The organism is Micromonospora sp. NPDC007220, assembly GCF_040634035.1.
Classification (GTDB): Bacteria; Actinomycetota; Actinomycetes; order Mycobacteriales; family Micromonosporaceae; genus Micromonospora; species Micromonospora reichwaldensis.
The window spans coordinates 1,280,322-1,297,143 of record NZ_JBEYEU010000001.1 but is presented as its reverse complement, the minus strand read 5'-3'; the positions used below and the strand labels follow the sequence as shown (position 1 = coordinate 1,297,143).

Sequence of the window (16,822 nt, the reverse complement as noted above, 5' to 3'; positions counted from 1 at the left end):
GGGAAGCGACACCGCAGCGGCTTGCCGGCGGGTGACCCGGGATTGCTTCGATCAATGTAATGACGTCGCGAGAGAGGCGGGCAGTTGTGGAACCCGTTGTGGTCCAGGATTTCGTACCGGCGATCGACCTGTCGGGCCGCACCACCGCCGAGGGGCGCGCGGCCATCGCGGCAGCCATCGGCAAGGCGTGCGAGGGTTCGGGGTTCTTCACCGTCGTGGGGCACGGCGTGCCCCGGGAACTGGTGAACCGCATGTACACCACCACGAAGACCTTCTTCACCCGACCGGAGGAGGAGAAGGACCGGAGCGCGAACCGCGGCTCCGGGGTGTCGGGCCTGCGCCGCCCGGGCGGCCCGTACGAGGCGTTCGCCGCGCACGTGACGGGCGACCTGAGCGACGAGGAGCGCGCGCGGCTCGGCACGCACCCGGCCACCTGGAAGGCGGCGAACATCTGGCCGGACGACGACTTCAAGGCGGTCTGGTACGAGTACATCGCCGCCATGACCGAGCTGTCGGCGGACATCATGCGACTGTTCGCGCTCGCCCTCGGGCTGCCGGAGGACTTCTTCGACAGCAAGTTCGACGAGCACGTGTCCCTGATCATCGCCAACTACTACTACCCGACGCCCGACGACGGCGTGCTGCGGCGGGAGATGCACACCGACTGGGGCAGCCTGACGGTGCTCTACGTGGAGGACGAGCTGGGCGGGCTCCAGGTGCGGCGCGGCGACGACGACTGGCTGGACGTGCCCGCCATCCCCGGCAGCTTCGTGGTGAACATCGGCGACCTGATGGCGTTCTGGACCGGCGGCCGGTGGGCGTCGACCGTGCACCGGGTGGTCAACCCGGAGGGGACGGACGCGCCGTCGCGCGTCTCCATCCCCTTCTTCTACCTGCCCAACCACGACACCACCATCGAGCCCATGCGCCCGCTGGCCCAGGAGAGCGCCGAGGCCGGGCTCGACCGGGTGACCGTCGGCGAGTGGTTCTCGCACAAGATGCAGTCGACGTACCAGGCTTCCGCGTAGCCGACCCCGCGGCGCCCGCCGGACCGCCCCGCAGACGCGGTCCGTCGGGCGCCGCGCGGTGGGCGGGCCGGCGGGCGCTCCCGACGCGCGGAGCATCGGCGACGGGCGCTCCGCCGGGCGGCGGTCCGGTGTCAGAGGGAACGCACCGCACCCGGCACGGTGAACTCGATGGTCTCGCGGGCGACCTCGCGCTCCACCACCGTCACCGGCCCGCGCGCCCGCAGCGCCTCGACCACGCCCTCGACCAGGCGCGGCGGGGCGGACGCGCCCGCGGTGACCCCGACAGTGGTGACACCCGCCAGCCACTCCGGCAGGATCTCCGCCGCGTCCTCGATGAGGTGGGCCGGTCGACCGGCGCGGCGGGCCAGCTCGACGAGCCGTTGCGTGTTCGCCGAGTTGGTCGAGCCGACCACGAGCACGAGGTCGGACTCCTCGGCGACCGTACGCAACGCCGCCTGCCGGTTGGTCGAGGCGTAGCAGATGTCGGCCGAGGACGGCCCGCGCAGCGCGGGGAACCGCTGGCGCAGCACGTCGAGCACCTCGGCGGTCTCGTCCACGGCGAGCGTGGTCTGGGTCAGGTACGACACCCGGTCCGGGTCGGGCACCTGGACCGTGTGCGCGTCCTCCAGCGACTGCACGAGCAGCATCCGCTCCGGCGCCTCACCCAGGGTGCCCTCGGTCTCCTCGTGCCCCGCGTGCCCCACGAGCAGGACGGTGTCCCCACGGTCGGCGTACCGGCGCGCCTCCGTGTGCACCTTCGCCACCAGCGGACACGTCGCGTCGAACACCTCCAGGCCGAGCCGGTCGGCCTCGGCGCGCACCACGGGCGACACCCCGTGCGCCGAGAACACCACAGTCGCGCCGGCGGGCACCTCGGCGAGTTCCTCGACGAACACGGCGCCGCGCGACTCCAGGTCGGCGACGACGTGCGCGTTGTGGACGATCTGTTTGCGGACGTACACCGGGCTGCCCCGGCTGGCGAGCGCACGCTCGACGATCTCGATCGCACGCTCGACACCGGCGCAGAACGCACGCGGTGCCGCGAGCAGTACCGTTACGGACTCGGCTACGGACATCGCGCACTCCTTCCCACGCATCTCCGCAGTATCGAGCCGTGTCCTCGCAATCCGGTGGGGTTCCGATGGAGCACCAGCAACGACGCCCCGCGCCGGGACGCCCGCTATCCGTGCACCTGGTAGGCGGCGAGGACCGTCTCGGAGATGAGGCGGGGGGCGTCCGCCCGGTCCACCTTCCCGCTGGCCACGTCGGCGGCGGCGCCCTTCATGATGTGGTGCAGCACGCTGGTCAGCCAGCTGGCCGGCAGGTCGACCCGGAACACCCCCTCGTCCTGACCCCGGCGGATCAACTGGTCGACGCGTCGCGCCGGCTCGGCGTGCAGCTCGTGCACGCGTTCGGGCGGCAGCGACGCCTGCGCCGCCTCCAGCACGGCGCTCGACTGGGCGATCAGCAGCCAGCTCGACCGGATCAGCACGCGCAGGGCGTCCCGCGGGTCGCCGGTCAGGTCGAGGCCCGCCAGGAGTTCCTCCCCCTCGGCCAGCACCCGGGTCAGCGCGGCCTCGACCAGGGCGTCCCGGGACGGGAAGTGACCGTAGAGGGTCACCCGGCCCACCCGCGCCGCCTGCGCGATGTCGCTGACGCTGGCGTCGGGGTCGCGACTCAGGCAGCTCACCGCCGCCTCCAGGATCCTCTCCACGTTCTGCTGGGCGTCGGCCCGGCGGGTCGGCTTGGCGAGTGGGCGAGTCATGGAACTTCCCCTAAGTCGAACAGACGTGCATGAGTTAACGTGTCTCCGTAACTTGAACACTACCGTTCAACTTGGCGGAGGAGCCTGGCAGCCATGGCGGAACCTGTGACCGCAACCGAAACTCCCACACCCGCGAGTCCGCATCCGCAGCGCTGGCGGATCCTGGGCCTCGTCGGCATCGCCCAACTGATGCTGATCCTGGACGTCACCGTCGTCGCCATCGCCCTGCCGCACATGGGGTCGGACCTGGGGATGGATCGGGAAGCCCTCACGTGGGTGGTGAGTGGATACACCCTCACCTTCGGCGGCCTGCTGCTGCTCGGCGGGCGCGCCGCGGACCTGTTCGGCGCCCGGCGCCTCGTCCTCGCCGGGCTCCTGCTGTTCAGCGCCGCGTCCCTGACGGCGGGGCTGGCGACCAGCGGCCCCATGCTGCTGGGCGGTCGCGTCGGGCAGGGCCTCGCGGCGGCGCTCCTCTCCCCCGCCGCCCTGTCCCTGGTCGTCACGATCTTCGACGGCGACGAGCGCAACAAGGCGCTCGGCATCTGGTCGGCGCTCGGTGGCGGCGGCGCCGCCCTGGGCGTCCTCCTCGGCGGCCTGCTCACCGCCGGGCCGGGCTGGCCCTGGGTGTTCTTCGTCAACGTGCCGGTCGGGATCATCCTGCTGCTGGCCCTCCGGATGCAGCTCCCGCCCCAGGCGCCCACCGGCGCGACGGCCAAGCTCGACGTGCCCGGCGCGGTGCTGGTGACGGCCGCCACCGGATCGCTGATCTACGCGCTGATCCGCGCCGGCGACGTCGGCTGGGCCAACCCGACGATCCTGGCGCTGCTGCTGGCCGCCGTGCTCCTCTACGCCGCGTTCGTCGTCCGGCAGCGCCGCGCCGCGAGCCCGCTGATGGACGTACGGCTGCTGCTTCGCCGGCCGGTGGCGACCGGGGCGCTGCTGATCCTCGTCGCGACCGCGCTGATGATCACCGTCTTCTTCCTGGGCACGTTCTACCTCCAGAACCACCAGGGCTACGGCGCCCTGCGCACCGGGCTGCTCTTCCTGCCCGTGGCGATCACGACCATGCTCGGCGCGAACGCCGCCGGCCGCGTCATCGGCCGGATCGGGGCGCGCACCCTCGGCGTCCTCGGCCTGCTCGTCGCGGCGGCCGGCATGGCGGTCCCCGCCTTCGTCGACGGGACCCTGGCCCTCGTCGTCGGGGTGGCCGTCGCCGCCTCCGGCACGGGCGTCCTCTTCGTCGTGGCGTCCGCCGTCGCGCTCGGCCAGGTCGCGCCGCACGAGGCCGGCCTGGCGTCCGGCATCGTCAGCACCTTCCACGAGTTCGGCGCCTCGCTCGGCGCCGCCGTCGTGTCGAGCATGGCCGCGGCGAGCATCGCGGGCACCAGCACCGAAGGCTTCTCCTGCGGCTTCACCACCGGCGCCGTCATCGCCGTCGCCGCCGCCGTCCTGGCCTTCGTCATCACCCCCCGGCCGGCCCACTGAGCCCCGACCCGGTGGCCGGTGGGGGCCCGCCCACCGACCACCGGGTCGGACATCCTCCACCACGCCCCCGACAGGCGGGCGCGGGAACGGCCGGTGGGGGCCCGCCCACCGGCCGCCGGGTCGGACACCGGCACGCCCCGGGGACGCGCGGGCGCCGGCCCCACCGTCACGTCGACGGGCCGGCGCTCACCGGCGCACCCGCGGCGCGATAAAGGCGCCGAGGCTGTCGCCGTGGCACTGCTCCACGCTGGTGGTGCTGACCCGCAGCGACACCTGGGTCGAGTCGCTGATGTCCACCTTGACCGGGCGGGTCCTCCCGAGGCCGACCGTGGTGGTGAAGACCTCCTTGCGGTCGGAGAGCACGGTGAACCGCAGCGGCATGCCCTTCGGGGACTCGTCGGCGATGCCCACGGCCGCCTCGAGGACCCGGAACTGCCGGCTCACCACGAACGTGACCATGTAGTTGTCGTTCAACCAGCACGGAGACGCGGTCAGCACCGCCTCGTGCCGCTTGCCGGCGACGGTCAGCGGCTCCTGCTCCCAGCCCTCGAAGTCGTCCACCTCGCGCATCTCCGTCAGCGGAACCACGTCGGCCGAAGGCGACGGCGACGCGGTGACCGTGGGCGACTCGGCTGTCGGGGCGGGGTCGGTGGGCGCCGCCGGCGGGGTCGGCGAGGGCTGCCCGCTGGACGGAGCACCCTGGACCGGCGGCGCGGCACCGCCGCCGCCGGTGTCGCGGGTCAGCTCCAGCGCGACGGGAATGGCCGCCGCGACCACCGTGGCCACGGCCGCGATGACCGCGCCGGCGATCGCGGGATGGGACGAGCGACGCCGTCTCGGGACAGACACGCTTCGATTATGGCAACTCCGCGCACGCGCGCCGGGCCGCCGCCGGTCAGTGCCCGAGCCGGTCGAGGATCCTGGCCGCCACGTCGAGGGTGTTCCCCTCGGGCGCGGCGGAACAGCCGCCGATCGTCCCCCGCCAGCGCTCCTCGTGCGCGACGACGCGGGCGCGCAGGACGTCGACGTCCGGTGCCTGCCCCGTCGTCGCCGCCCGGGCCAGCCAGGTCGCCCACAGCTCCCACCGGGGCAGGTAGTAGTCCCGGACGAGCCCGGCCCAGTGCCGCCCGGAGTAGTCGTGCAGCCCGCTGGTCTGGTAGCCCCACACGGAGACCAGGCTGCGGGCGTCGCGCTCCATGACGTCGGCCTCGGCGGGCGAGCCGCCCCACGCGCGGGCGTCGTCGATCCACCGCCCGACGCGCGATTCGGACCGCGTGCCGGCGAGTTCGTCGAGGTCGAGCAGATCCGCCCGGAACCGGGCGAAGTGGTCCAGGACCCCGTCCCCGTCCCGCTCGGCGAAGGCCGCCAGCATCCCGCGGATGTGGATCCGGGATCCCTGCGCCAGCACGTGACCGACCAGCTCGACCACGTCCCGCTCGACCTGCTCCCGGACCCCCGCCTCCGGCGCCCGCCCGAGCAGCAGCCGGGCGGCCGAGGCGATCCGCGGCAGGGCGCCGAGGACCATCGGGTCGTTCTCGGCGTCGATGTTCGCCGACTGCCGCTGCGGCTCCGCGTCCTGCGGGACGAACTCGCCGGCCAGCCGCTGGGCGGCGAACGGCGCGTCGGCCGACCACGGCCGGGCGATGACGGGGGACGGGATGGACCGGGTACGCCCCGGCCCGTAGAGCGTGTCGGCCAGGAGCCGCCAGGCCCGGGCGAAGTCCTCGTGCCCGGACGCGTAGCGCTGCCGTGCGAACGACCGCAGCCAGTCGTCCAGTCGGGGCACGCCCCAGGTCAGGTCGGTGGCCAGCTCGTAGAAGACGCTGTTGTTCTCGACCGCCTCCGGTGCCAGCCCGACGCCCGCCAGCCGGGCGGGCCGCGTACGCCGCAGCTCGTCGACGTCGCGACGCAGCCCGTCCAGGTCGCCGAAGAGCGCGAAGCGGCCCCCGAAGTTGTGGATGGCGCACCACACCCAGCGCCGCCCGAACATGCCGTCGCGGCGCCACATGGGGGCGTGCTCACCCCACAGGTCCAGCAGGAGGAGCCGCTCGTCGGGCACGTCGGCCAGGAACGCGCGCACGCGTTCGGGCCGCCAGAAGTCGCGCTGGTAGTGGAACGGCCAGCCCTGGAGCACCCAGGTCGCCTCCGGGTCGCCGTCCGCCATCGCCCGGTAGACGGCCCGGCCGACCGACGCCAGGTAGTCGGGTTCCCCGGACGGCGGCACCGACTCGATGAACGGGTCGACGGCGTAGTGGTGGTCGGTGCCGAACAGCTCCCGCTGGATGCCCAGGAACTCCGCCGTCAACGACGCGAACCGCTCGCTGTCGGGGCCGAGGATCGGGGTACGCCAGCCCTGCCACTCGATCTCGCCGGCCGACGGGTCGGCCAGTTCCGGCGGCACGTGGCCCCCGAACATGGGCAGGACCGGCGTCATGCCCAGCGAGCGCTGCCGGTCGAGGATCCGCTGCGCCAGCTCGACGTGGCGGCTGATCCAGCGCGCCGGCAGCGGCCCGCCGAACGAGTTCGTGTTGCCCATGAACGTCCACGGGAAGTGCGCCGCGCTGCCGATCCACGCGTCGATCCGGGCCCGGTCGAGCCCGGCCCGCCGGAACATCTCCGCCAGCACCGCCTCGTGGCCGACCTGCATGAGCGGGTGGGTGACGCCGTGCAGCGCCATCCAGTCGATCTCCCGCTCCCAGCGGTCCCAGTCCCAGAACGCCGCCGAGTAGCCGTAGGTCACGGCGTTGAGGTGGTAGCGGACCGCGAACGGGCTGGTCAGCCGCGTCGGGGGCGCGTCCGGCCAGGGCGTCGGCCGGGGCGCGAGCCGGGGCTGTTCCCAGGTCACCTGACGGCCGGCGTACGCCTTCAGGTACTGCCCGAACGCGGCGGCCGCGGCCACCGGATCCGACCCGCGCAGCGTCAGGACGCCGTCGCGGCACTCGTATCCGGCGACGGCCGCGTCGTCGCCGGCGGGGATCCGCTCCACCCGCACGTCGTCGGCCGTGCCGGCGACGCGGGCCACGAGGGCACGGACCTCGTCCACCGTCACAGCTCCTCGACGGTGCGGTTCAGCCGGGACCGCTCGGCGGCGAAGGCGACGAGGTGGCTCTCCACGCTCTCCTCCAGGGAGCTGGGGGCCGCCTCGACGTCCTCGCCGGACAGCCAGCGCCGGACCCGCCCGGTGAAGTCGAGCATCAGCCCGGCGTCGCCGCCGCCGTGTCCGGAGAACGCCTCGATGACCTCGTCGACGACCCCCTGGCTGCCGGTGCCGACCTGGAACGTCTCGTCGGTCCGCCGTCCCTCCACGGTGGGCGGCGTATCGGTGAAGGTCGCCAGGCTGATCCGGCCCGAACGCATGTCCGCGGTGATCTGTCCGTGGCTGCCCATCAGCGTGAGCGTGCGGGTGTTCCACGCGGTGAACGCCGAGACCACCAGCGACGCCGTGACGCCGTTGCCGAAGCGCAGCGCCGCCGTCTGGTGGTCGACGACGTCGTTGTCCATCCGGTAGACGCACCGGCCGTAGTCGGTCAGCCGCAGGGCCCGCCGCCGGCCGGCCACGCTCGTGTCGTTCGTGACGACCGTGACGGGTGGCCCGTCGACGTCGGCGAGCTGGTCGACGTAGAGGCGCTCGGCGTTGTACGGGCAGGTGTCGGCGACGGCGCAGCCGTCGACGCAGCGCTCGGTCGACCCCTTCGGCGCGTGCTCGGCCCGGAAGTGGCGGCGTTCGCCGAACGAGGCCACCGTCGTGCAGGGCGACCCGACCAGCCACCGGAGGATGTCGATGTCGTGGCACGCCTTCGCCAGCAGCATCGGGCTGGACTGGTCGGTCCGGTGCCAGTTGCCGCGCACGTAGCTGTGCGCGAAGTGCCAGTACGCCACGTTCTCGATGTGCGAGATGCCCTGCAACTCGCCGATCCGGCCCTCGTCGAGCAGGCGGCGCAGGGTCTGGAAGAACGGGGTGTAGCGCAGCACGTGGGCGACGGTGACCGTGCCGGCGCTGCCGCGGGCCGCGACGGTCAGCCGGTGCAGTTCCTCGGCGGTCGGCGCGATGGGCTTCTCGAGCAGGACGTGGTGTCCCAGTTCGAGGGCCCGGAGGGTGGGATCGACGTGGTCCCGGTCCGGGGTGGCGACGATGACCGCGTCCCACGGTCCCCGTGTCGAGAGCGCCTGCTGCCAGCCGGTGAAGCGTCGGTCCGCCGGGACGGCGTGGGCGTCGCCCAGTCCGTCGCGGCGCTCCGCGTCGGGCTCGGCGACCGCGACGACCCGGGCCGCCTCGGGGTGCTCCAGGCACCATTGGGCGTACGCGTGCGCGCCGCGCCCTCCCGCGCCGAGCACGAGCAGTCGTACCGGTCCCGATCCCGGGGACACAGGGCCTGCCACGTCGATCATCCTTTCGGTGTTCACTTGTCCGCCCCGGAGGTCAGTCCGGTGACGATGTAGCGCTGGGCGAGGAAGAAGATGACGATGACCGGTACGGTCACCGCGATGGAGCCGGCCAGGAGCACGGTCACGGGCACCTGGAAGTCGGTGAGCTGGGCGAGGCCGAGCGGAGCCGTCCACCGGGACCGGTCCTGGACCAGGAACAACAGCGCGTAGAAGTACTCGTTCCAGGCGATCATGAAGACGTAGATCGCGGTCGCCACCACGCCGGGCAGCGCGATCGGCAGCACGACCTTGCGCAGCATCGTCGGCAGCGAGCACCCGTCGAGCAGGGCCGCCTCCTCGACGCTCTCCGGCAGGGCGAGGAAGTAGTTGCGCATCATGTAGAGCGCGACCGGGACGGTGGCGGCGACGTAGATGACGAGCAACCCGACGAGCGACCTGGTCAGCCCCAGCCGGCTCAGGATGACGAACTTCGGCACCGCGAGCACGATGCCCGGGAAGAGGTAGACGGCGAGGATGATGCCGCTGGTGAAGCGCCGGCCCCGGTAGCGCAGGCGGGCCACGGCGTACGCGCCGAAGATGCACGCGACGATCGACACCGCGACGGTGGCCAGGGCGACCAGCAGGGAGTTGACCACGAACCGGCCGAGCCCGAAGCCGCCCGCCGACTCGTCCTTCATCGCCGTGACGTAGCTGGACAGGTCGATCTCGGAGAGACCGGGGACGACGTCGAGGGGCTCCATCAGCACCGCGGAGTGGGGGCGCAGCGAGAGCAGCACCCCGTAGAGCACGGGTCCCACGGCGCAGACGAGCGCGACGGTGATGAGCGTCCACCGCAGGACGTTCACCGGGCGCGAGGGCCGCATCGCCGAACTCACAACGTCTCCTTCCGCCGGGAGAGCAGGACGTAGCCGGCCAGCAGCACGCAGAGGATCAGCGACATCAGCAGTCCGTACGCCGCCGCGCTGCCGATGTCGGACCGGGTCACCAGCTCGGTGTAGACCTTGATCGCCATGACCTGGGTGCCGCCGGCGCCCTCGGTCAGCAGGTAGACGTCGTTGAAGTTCTGGAACGACCAGATGAAGCGCAGCAGCATCAGCAGCAGGACCACCCCCCGCAACTGGGGAAGGATGATGTGGCGCAGGTTCTGCCAGCGGGAGGCCCCGTCCAGTGCCGCGGCCTCCTCGATCCCGCCCGGCACGTTCTGCAGCCGCGCGGTGACGAAGAGGAAGGCGAGCGGGAACGACTTCCAGATCTCGAAGGCGACGACGACGAGCAGCGACACCGGTACGGGCAGACCCGCCACTTCGGTCGAGGTGGTGCTGAGGAAGCCGATCGGGCTCTGCCAGCCGAGGTACTCCATGCCGATCGCGTTGACGATGCCGTACTGGGGGTTGAGCATCGTGCGCCAGATCATCGCCGCCGCGATGACCGGCAGCACGTACGGGATCAGCAGCAGCGCGCGGACGAGCCCGCGCCCCCGGAAGGGGCGGCGCAGGGCGAGGGCGAGGGCCATGCCGACGCCGATGGACCCGAGCGTGGTCAGGGTCGCGTAGGCGACGGTGGTCCAGAGCGCGCCCCAGAACGCGTCCGACCGCCAGGCGTCGGCGATGTTCTCGAAGGTCCACTCGATGGTGGACGGTGACAGCCGGGGAATGTCGATCAGCCGCGTGTCGGAGAACCCGAAGATGACGACCAGGACGAACGGGAGCAGGACGACCAGCGCGAGCAGCAGCAGGGTCGGACCGGTGAGGAGCTGGCCGTTGAGGTTCTCCCGCTGGGAGCGGCTGAGCCGCTCCCAGCGGGAGGACCGCACTGTCGGCGTGCTCACAGTTCGGCCTGGACCTTCTTGACCTCTTCGGCCATCGCCTTCGTGATGTCGGCCGGCGACTGCCCGCCGTAGAGCCGCTCGAGGAACTGCGCGAGCACGTTCTCGGCGGTGACCGCGCCGGCCAGCGGGGAGTCCTTCGTGCCCATGCCCCACAGGCTCACGGCGTTGACGCCCTCGCGGATCTGGGTGACCATCTCCGGGCCGTACAGCTCGGCGACGGAGCTCTTGGCCTCCGGGCCGACGCCCAGCTTGCCCCACGCGTCGAGGTACGCGTTCGGCTCGGCCTTGGTGCCGTTGCGCAGCGGGATCCGACCCTCGGTCGCCGAGGCGAGCGTGTCCGAGTAGCCGTCCTCCAGCATGAACTTGATGAACTCCTTCGCCCCGGCGGTGTTGGCGCCCTCGGGGATGCCGTAGCCGAGGGTCGCGCCGTACTGCGCCGGGTGGTTCCGGTCGAGCACGGTGATGAATCCGGAGTTCTTCGACAGGAACGCCGGGTCGGCCTTGCACTGCGGGCAGGTCGGCGGGTTCGCCGAGTCGAGGCCGGCCAGCTCGTCGAGGATGTGGGTCGAGAAGAGCAGCATCGAGGACTTGCCGGCGAGGTAGGCCGCCCGCGCGCTGGTCACGTCGAAGTCACCCTGGGCGCTGGAGTCGCGCAGGACCTTGAACTGCTCGGCCGCCTTGGTGCACTCCGGCGAGTCGATGGTGACCTTGCCGTCCTGCACGAGCTGGCAGCCCGCGCTCTGGAACATCGAGTAGATGGCCTCGGTCCCCGAGGCGGTGCCGGACTGGGTGCCCAGGGCGATTCCGGACACCCCGGTCGCCTTCATCGTGGTGGCGGCCTTCGCCACCTCCTCGAGGTTGGTCGGCACCGCGACGTTCGCCGCCTGGAGGAGGTCCTTGCGGTACACCAGCAGGTGCACCCAGCCGTCGCTCGGCACGGCGCCGACCTTGTCGTCCAGACTGAACGCCTTCAGGGCGTTCGCGTTGAACGTCTCGGCGCCGAGGTCCTTGACGACCTCCTCGGCGGCACCGGTGTTCAGCAGCCCCTGGGAACGCCAGGCGGCCGTGGTCGTGGAGCTGTGCAGCATCACGTCGGGCACGTCCCCGGAGGCGGCGCCCGTCGCCAGGGCCTGCTTCTGGTCGGCCTCGCTGAGCGGCACGACCTTCACGGCGATGCCGGTCTTCTCGGTGAACCGAGCCGCGACCTTCTCCTGCGCCGCGACCCGCTGCGGGGTCGTCTGCGGCGTCCAGAAGGTGATCTCCTTGGCCTTCTCCGCCTCCGACTCGGACCCGCCGCAGGCGGCGAGCATGGTGAGCGCGGTCGCGGCGGCGAGAGCCGCCGCCCACCGGCGCTTCGTCAGGTGGACCATGTGCTGTCTCTCCTCGATCTGCTTGGTGACGACGGTCAGGACCGCTCGACGGCCCCGCGCATGACGTGGCCCTGCGAGTTCGCCGGCGGGCGCACGCCGAGCAGGGCGCTGATGGTGGCGGCCACGTCGACCAGGCCGACGTTGCGCAGCGGGACGCCGCGGCGGATCCCGGCGCCGGAGAGCACCATCGGGACCTGCGCCTCCGGCAGGGCGCCGTGCGAGGCGCGGGGGGCGCCGTCGGCGAGCGTGGAGAGGTGGTACGGCTCGACCGGCTCCACCACGAGGTCGCCGAGCTTGTCGCTGGCCTTCAACCGGCGCAGGTCCTGCTGGTCGCGGACGGCCGCGATGCCCGGGATGCCCCGGATGATCCCGGCGATGCGGCGGGCGTTCTCCGGGGTGTCCGCCCGGCCCCGCAGGGTGATGTCGGCGGTACGCGGGGCGGGCACGACGACGATCTCGCTGGCCGGATCCGGTACGCCGCCCGAGCTGGCGACGACCTGGACCTTGAGGCCGGTCGCGGAGAGCCGGTCGAGCACCTCGGGCAGCAGCGGGACGGTCCACTCCCGGGCGCCGTGGTCGGCCGTGACGACGAACGCCGTCCGGTCCAGGACGCCGGCCTCGCGGGCGGCCTCGCGGACCCGCCCGATCTGGGCGTCCACGCGGGCCAGGGCGGCGGGCAGGTCGGGGTCGGAGAACCCGCCGTCGTGCAGTACGCCGTCGACGTCGTCGCAGTAGACGGTGATCAGGTCCGGGATCGCGGCCGGGTCGACCATGGTGCCGCCGGAGTTGACCGGTTCGCCGCGCAGCAGCGCGATCGCCTGGTCGGCGCGGGTCTCGCAGTTGCCGCCCGGCTGGGTGTACAGCGCGGCGGGGTCGCCGTACGTCGCGCCGTAGTTCTGCACCGCGTACCACTGGAGGTAGGCCGCGGTCCGGTCCTGCCGCTTCAGCGAGTGGGCGATCGTCTCCACGCCGGGCTCGATGTGGCGCTCCTGGGAGACACCGCGGTCGGTCTCCTGGTTGTAGTAGTAGCCGGTGTTGCGGTGCACGGCCGGGTACGCGCCGGTCGCGGTGGTCGTCCGCGACGAGTTGGAGTACGACGAGTACGACCCGTCGGCCACGCCGAAGGTGCCCTCCCCGATGAGCGCCCGGATGTTCGGCAGCTCGGCCAGTCCGGCGTAGCGCCCCATGAGGAAGCGCGGGTCGAACCCGTCGAAGTCGAACATGATCACGTGCTGCGCGGGCCGCGCGCCGTCCGCCGTCGCCGCCGGTGCCGACACCGCCGGGGTCGCCGGCAGTACGGCCGCCGCGAGCAGTACGACCGCGCCGGCCGCACCGGCCCTGACCGCGCTGGAACGCCTGATCGGATGCGCCACCCTTTGCCTCCTCGAACCGTCGGACCCGTGGGCGAGAGTCTGCCGGAGACACGAGGGAGATTGTCAAGATGCCAGTGTGAGATGCAAGATACGCGCATGCAAAACTTCTCGGCTGACGGGAATGGTCGATCCTTGGACGAACTCGACCGGCAGATCGTCGGCGCCCTGCTCGCCCATCCGCGGGCCACCCACGCGCAGATCGGCGAGGCGGTCTTCACCTCGGAGGCCACCGTCTCCCGCCGGGTCCCGCGACTCCTGCGCAGCGGTGCGGTGCGGATCATCGGGGTCATGGACGGCGAGGCGACCCGCCGGGCGCGATCGCTGTTCGTGCGGCTGCGCTGCCGTCCGGACGCCGCCGGCCGCTCCGCCGAACACCTGGCCCGGTGGCAGGAGTGCGGCTCCGTCAAGCTGCTCACGGGCAGCGTCGACTGCGTGGCCGAGGTCTCCTACACCTCCAACGAGCACCTGCTCCAGCTCATGTTCGAGCAACTGCCCGGCCTGGACGGTGTCCTGGCGATATGGAGCAACCAGGTCATCCGGAGGTTCTGCACGCCACACAACTGGAGCCCGAGCCTGCTGCCGGCCGACGTCGTCGACGAGCTACGGGCGCAGCGGACGGACCACTGGAACGAACAGACACCCGTCGAGACGCCGTCCCGGCTCAGCCGACTCGACGAGCTGATCATCGCCAGCCTCGCCACGGACGGTCGCCAGGGCTGGCAGCAGCTCGCCGAGCGGTGCGGCGCGAGCCCCGCCACCGTACGGCGGCGGGCCGAGGCGATGATGGCGGCGGGATTCCTGCGCATGCGGACCGTCGTCGAGCCCAGCCTCGTCGGGCTCGCGGTGAACGCCTTCGTCACCCTCAGCGTCAACCCCACGCAGCTCGGGCAGGCCGGCGAACTGCTCGCCGCACACCCCGCCGTACTCATGATCTCCGCGACGACCGGGGACCGGAACCTGTGCGGCGAGATCGCGCTGGAGAGCGACGCCGCGCTCTACGAGTTCCTGTCCGGCACCATCGGCCAACTCCCCGGCCTCCAGCACGCGGACGTGGCCGTCGCCCTGCGTTCCGTCAAGCGGGCGGGAATGATCCTGCCGCCCGCGCCCCCCGCAGGCGAGACGAACCGTCGCGGTGTGGCCGCCCCACCCAGGTGACCGGCCTGCTCGACCGCGGCGGAGGGTCACAGCTCACCGGGGTCGGCCCGGGCGGATCAGCGAGGTCGCCGGTGGGCCGCCCACAGGGCAGGTCGCCGGTGGCCCGCCCGCAGGGCAGGTCGCCGGTGGCCCGCCCGCAGGGCAGGTCGCCGGTGGCCCGCCCGCAGGGCAGGTCGCCGGTGGCCCGCCCGCAGGGCAGCGGGAACGCCTCGCGTGGGCTACGGGACGATCGGGAGCGCGTCGACGTCGCCTCCGGTCTGGGGCAGCCCGGCGGCCGCGGCGACGATCTGGACGGCGTCCTCCAGCGTGGTGGCCTCCGGGAGGACGAGTTCGTCGGGCCAGCCGAGGACGTCGTGGGCGGCGTACCAGCCGCTCATCTGCGCGGCGGTGAACTCGCCGGCCTGCGGGCGCGTCAGGTGCCGGCGCAGGGTCTCGGGCAGGGACACGTCGAGGTAGACGAACAGCGACCGTCCCCGGTGGCCGTCCCGCAGCGCCGTCAGGACGGCCCGGTGGCGGCTGGTGTGCAGGATGCCCTCCAGCACGACGTGGTAGCCGTGGTCGAGCGCGAACCGTACGGTCTGTTCGATCAACGCCGGGGCCACGCCGCCGGGCTTGTCGCGCTCGCGCAACACGATGCGGCGCAGGTAGTCCTGTTCGACCAGCGCACAGCCCCGGCCGTGCCGACGCCGCAACTCCCGGGCGATGCTGCTCTTGCCCGAGCCGGAGTTGCCCCGGACGCAGACGAGGATCGTCTCCGCGCTGCCGGTCGGGACGGCGTCGGCGTCGGCGTCGGCGTCCATGGTGCCCCCTCGCGGTCAGTCGGTGCGTACGGTCAGGCCCCGGGCGGCGACGACGCATAGAGCCATTGGCGATCTTGACAGTCTCGGCCTCGTTGGGACACCCTCTGGGCCAGATCGCGCCCGAAGGTCCGTGGCTCATGGGTTGCGGCTGCAAGGTCGATATTCCACATAGGTACATGGAGGCTCACTTGCGTCGGAATATCGCAGTCAGCATGGCTGCGCTTGTCGCCGTGCTCGGAATCCTGGTTCCTCAGGGGTCCGCGCTCGCCGGCAGTGGCGCGCCATTCAAGCTGCCCTACCGGGCTGGACACGCGTACACCATCACCCAGACCCCCGGGAGCGGCTACTCCCACAACGACGGCTACAACCGACATGCCGTCGACTTCGCCATGCCGCAGGGCACCCCGATCGTCGCCTCGGCCGCCGGCACCGTCCGCTACGAGGGATGGAGCAGCGGCGGAGGCATAATCGCGCTGATCGACCACGGCAACAATCGATGCTCCCAGTACGCCCACCTCAGCACCACCATCGTCGACAGAGGGCAATGGGTGGCGCAGGGGCAGCACATCGGCGCGTCCGGCGCCACCGGAAATGTGACCGGTCCACACCTGCACTGGAACGTCGTCTACTGCGACTCCCAGCTCAGCCGCGAGATCCCCAACACCGTGGAGAACGGCACCAACTATCCCACCGGCACCGCGCCCGTGAGCCAGAACTCCCTTTCCACCAACCTGCCCGGAGCTGATGGCGAACGGGTGTCCGACTTCAGTGGTGACGGTGCCGCCGATGTCTTGGGAGTCGCCGCCAACGGCGACTTCTGGTACTACCCGCACAACCTTTCCGGTCTCAGCAGCCCGGTGAAGATCGGTATCGGTTGGGCGGCCTTCAAGCACGTCATGGCCGCCGACTGGAGCGGTGACGGCGCCGCCGACGTCCTGGGAGTCGATTCCTCAGGAAGGCTGTTGTACTACCCGAACAACAGCTACAAACTGTCCGGCTACACGCAGATCGGGAATGGCTGGGCGGCCTTCAAGCACGTGATGGCCGCCGACTGGAGCGGCGACGGCGCCGCCGACGTCCTGGGAGTCGACGCCAGCGGAAACCTCTGGTACTACCCCCACAGCGGAGCCGGCCTCGGCAACCCCGTCAAGATCGGATACGGCTGGGCGGCCTTCAAGCACGTCATGGCCGCCGACTGGAGCGGCGACGGCGCCGCCGACGTCCTGGGAGTCGACGCCAGCGGAAACCTCTGGTACTACCCCCACAACGGAGCCGGCCTCGGCAACCCCGTCAAGATCGGATACGGCTGGGCGGCCTTCAAGCACGTCATGGCCGCCGACTGGAGCGGCGACGGCGCCGCCGACGTCCTGGGAGTCGACGCCAGCGGAAACCTCTGGTACTACCCCCACAACGGAGCCGGCCTCGGCAACCCCGTCAAAATCGGGAACGGCTGGGCGACCTTCGTACACGTCATGTGAGTAACGACCCACCAGGGCGGGTCGGCCCAGGCACCAGACCGGGTGCCCCGGCCGACCCGCCGGCCAAGGCGCCGAGCCGGGGACGGGCGAGGCGCAGGCATGGTCGTCGGCTTGGGCTCGTCCTGCGGCCCGTCGGGTCATGCAGGGGTCGACC

The 16,822-nt window shown here is 72.0% G+C and carries 14 protein-coding genes; 4 read left to right on the top strand and 10 right to left on the bottom strand.

From position 1 onward, the window contains the following. The first annotated feature begins 98 nt into the window (after positions 1–98). Positions 99–1,028 (top strand): 2OG-Fe(II) oxygenase family protein, encoded by a 930-nt coding sequence (locus ABZ573_RS06100; protein WP_357580784.1) that lies wholly within the window; start codon positions 99–101, stop codon positions 1,026–1,028. Between the two features lie 131 nt (positions 1,029–1,159). Here the strand turns inward: ABZ573_RS06100 and ispH are convergent, their stop codons facing one another. Together ispH and ABZ573_RS06090 are read right to left on the bottom strand one after the other, a co-directional pair. Then, on the bottom strand, positions 1,160–2,104 hold the full coding sequence (ispH, locus tag ABZ573_RS06095; RefSeq protein WP_327030679.1) for a 4-hydroxy-3-methylbut-2-enyl diphosphate reductase: 945 nt from the start codon (positions 2,102–2,104) through the stop codon (positions 1,160–1,162). A gap of 104 nt (positions 2,105–2,208) precedes the next feature. Next, positions 2,209–2,793 (bottom strand): TetR/AcrR family transcriptional regulator, encoded by a 585-nt coding sequence (locus ABZ573_RS06090; RefSeq protein WP_151453505.1) that lies wholly within the window; start codon positions 2,791–2,793, stop codon positions 2,209–2,211. Positions 2,794–2,898: 105 nt separating this feature from the next. On the opposite strand from ABZ573_RS06090, the gene ABZ573_RS06085 reads away from it, so the two are divergent. Continuing rightward, a complete protein-coding gene (locus ABZ573_RS06085; RefSeq protein WP_358116030.1) occupies positions 2,899–4,278 on the top strand; it encodes an MFS transporter in 1,380 nt (459 codons plus the stop codon). A 186-nt stretch (positions 4,279–4,464) separates the two neighbouring features. Here the strand turns inward: ABZ573_RS06085 and ABZ573_RS06080 are convergent, their stop codons facing one another. From ABZ573_RS06080 to ABZ573_RS06050, 7 genes are read right to left on the bottom strand one after another with little or no spacing between them, the layout of a single operon-like run. Beyond that, positions 4,465–5,127, bottom strand: coding sequence for an NPCBM/NEW2 domain-containing protein (locus tag ABZ573_RS06080; RefSeq protein ID WP_358116027.1), 663 nt, complete (start codon positions 5,125–5,127; stop codon positions 4,465–4,467). Positions 5,128–5,173: 46 nt separating this feature from the next. Beyond that, on the bottom strand, positions 5,174–7,321 hold the full coding sequence (locus ABZ573_RS06075) for an alpha-N-acetylglucosaminidase TIM-barrel domain-containing protein (RefSeq protein ID WP_358116023.1): 2,148 nt from the start codon (positions 7,319–7,321) through the stop codon (positions 5,174–5,176). Positions 7,322–7,323: 2 nt separating this feature from the next. Beyond that, entirely contained in the window at positions 7,324–8,658 is a 1,335-nt protein-coding gene (locus tag ABZ573_RS06070; RefSeq protein ID WP_225852035.1) for a Gfo/Idh/MocA family oxidoreductase, read from the bottom strand. 20 nt (positions 8,659–8,678) lie between these two features. Beyond that, positions 8,679–9,539, bottom strand: coding sequence for a carbohydrate ABC transporter permease (locus ABZ573_RS06065; protein ID WP_225852034.1), 861 nt, complete (start codon positions 9,537–9,539; stop codon positions 8,679–8,681). Beyond that, positions 9,536–10,492, bottom strand: a complete 957-nt coding sequence (locus ABZ573_RS06060; RefSeq protein ID WP_358116018.1) for a sugar ABC transporter permease — start codon at positions 10,490–10,492, stop codon at positions 9,536–9,538. The genes ABZ573_RS06065 and ABZ573_RS06060 overlap by 4 nt, the downstream gene beginning before the upstream one ends. After that, positions 10,489–11,862 (bottom strand): extracellular solute-binding protein, encoded by a 1,374-nt coding sequence (locus ABZ573_RS06055; protein ID WP_358116015.1) that lies wholly within the window; start codon positions 11,860–11,862, stop codon positions 10,489–10,491. Before ABZ573_RS06055 ends, ABZ573_RS06060 begins: the two co-directional genes overlap by 4 nt. A gap of 35 nt (positions 11,863–11,897) precedes the next feature. Next, complete coding sequence (locus tag ABZ573_RS06050; RefSeq protein ID WP_358116012.1) at positions 11,898–13,235, bottom strand: alkaline phosphatase family protein; 1,338 nt, start codon at positions 13,233–13,235, stop codon at positions 11,898–11,900. A gap of 132 nt (positions 13,236–13,367) precedes the next feature. On the opposite strand from ABZ573_RS06050, the gene ABZ573_RS06045 reads away from it, so the two are divergent. Beyond that, positions 13,368–14,390 (top strand): Lrp/AsnC family transcriptional regulator, encoded by a 1,023-nt coding sequence (locus ABZ573_RS06045; RefSeq protein ID WP_192581308.1) that lies wholly within the window; start codon positions 13,368–13,370, stop codon positions 14,388–14,390. Between the two features lie 218 nt (positions 14,391–14,608). Here the strand turns inward: ABZ573_RS06045 and ABZ573_RS06040 are convergent, their stop codons facing one another. Next, complete coding sequence (locus tag ABZ573_RS06040; protein WP_358116008.1) at positions 14,609–15,190, bottom strand: kinase; 582 nt, start codon at positions 15,188–15,190, stop codon at positions 14,609–14,611. Positions 15,191–15,402: 212 nt separating this feature from the next. On the opposite strand from ABZ573_RS06040, the gene ABZ573_RS06035 reads away from it, so the two are divergent. Further along, entirely contained in the window at positions 15,403–16,668 is a 1,266-nt protein-coding gene (locus ABZ573_RS06035; RefSeq protein ID WP_358116005.1) for a peptidoglycan DD-metalloendopeptidase family protein, read from the top strand. Positions 16,669–16,822 lie beyond the last annotated feature (154 nt).

Bases quoted from the DNA above. Each gene is read 5' to 3' on its own strand.
- ispH (WP_327030679.1), bottom strand. From the start codon at position 2,104: ATGTCCGTAGCCGAGTCCGTAACGGTACTGCTCGCGGCACCGCGTGCG.
- ABZ573_RS06090 (WP_151453505.1), bottom strand. From the start codon at position 2,793: ATGACTCGCCCACTCGCCAAGCCGACCCGCCGGGCCGACGCCCAGCAG.
- ABZ573_RS06055 (WP_358116015.1), bottom strand. From the start codon at position 11,862: ATGGTCCACCTGACGAAGCGCCGGTGGGCGGCGGCTCTCGCCGCCGCG.
- ABZ573_RS06040 (WP_358116008.1), bottom strand. From the start codon at position 15,190: ATGGACGCCGACGCCGACGCCGACGCCGTCCCGACCGGCAGCGCGGAG.
- ABZ573_RS06035 (WP_358116005.1), top strand. From the start codon at position 15,403: ATGGCTGCGCTTGTCGCCGTGCTCGGAATCCTGGTTCCTCAGGGGTCC.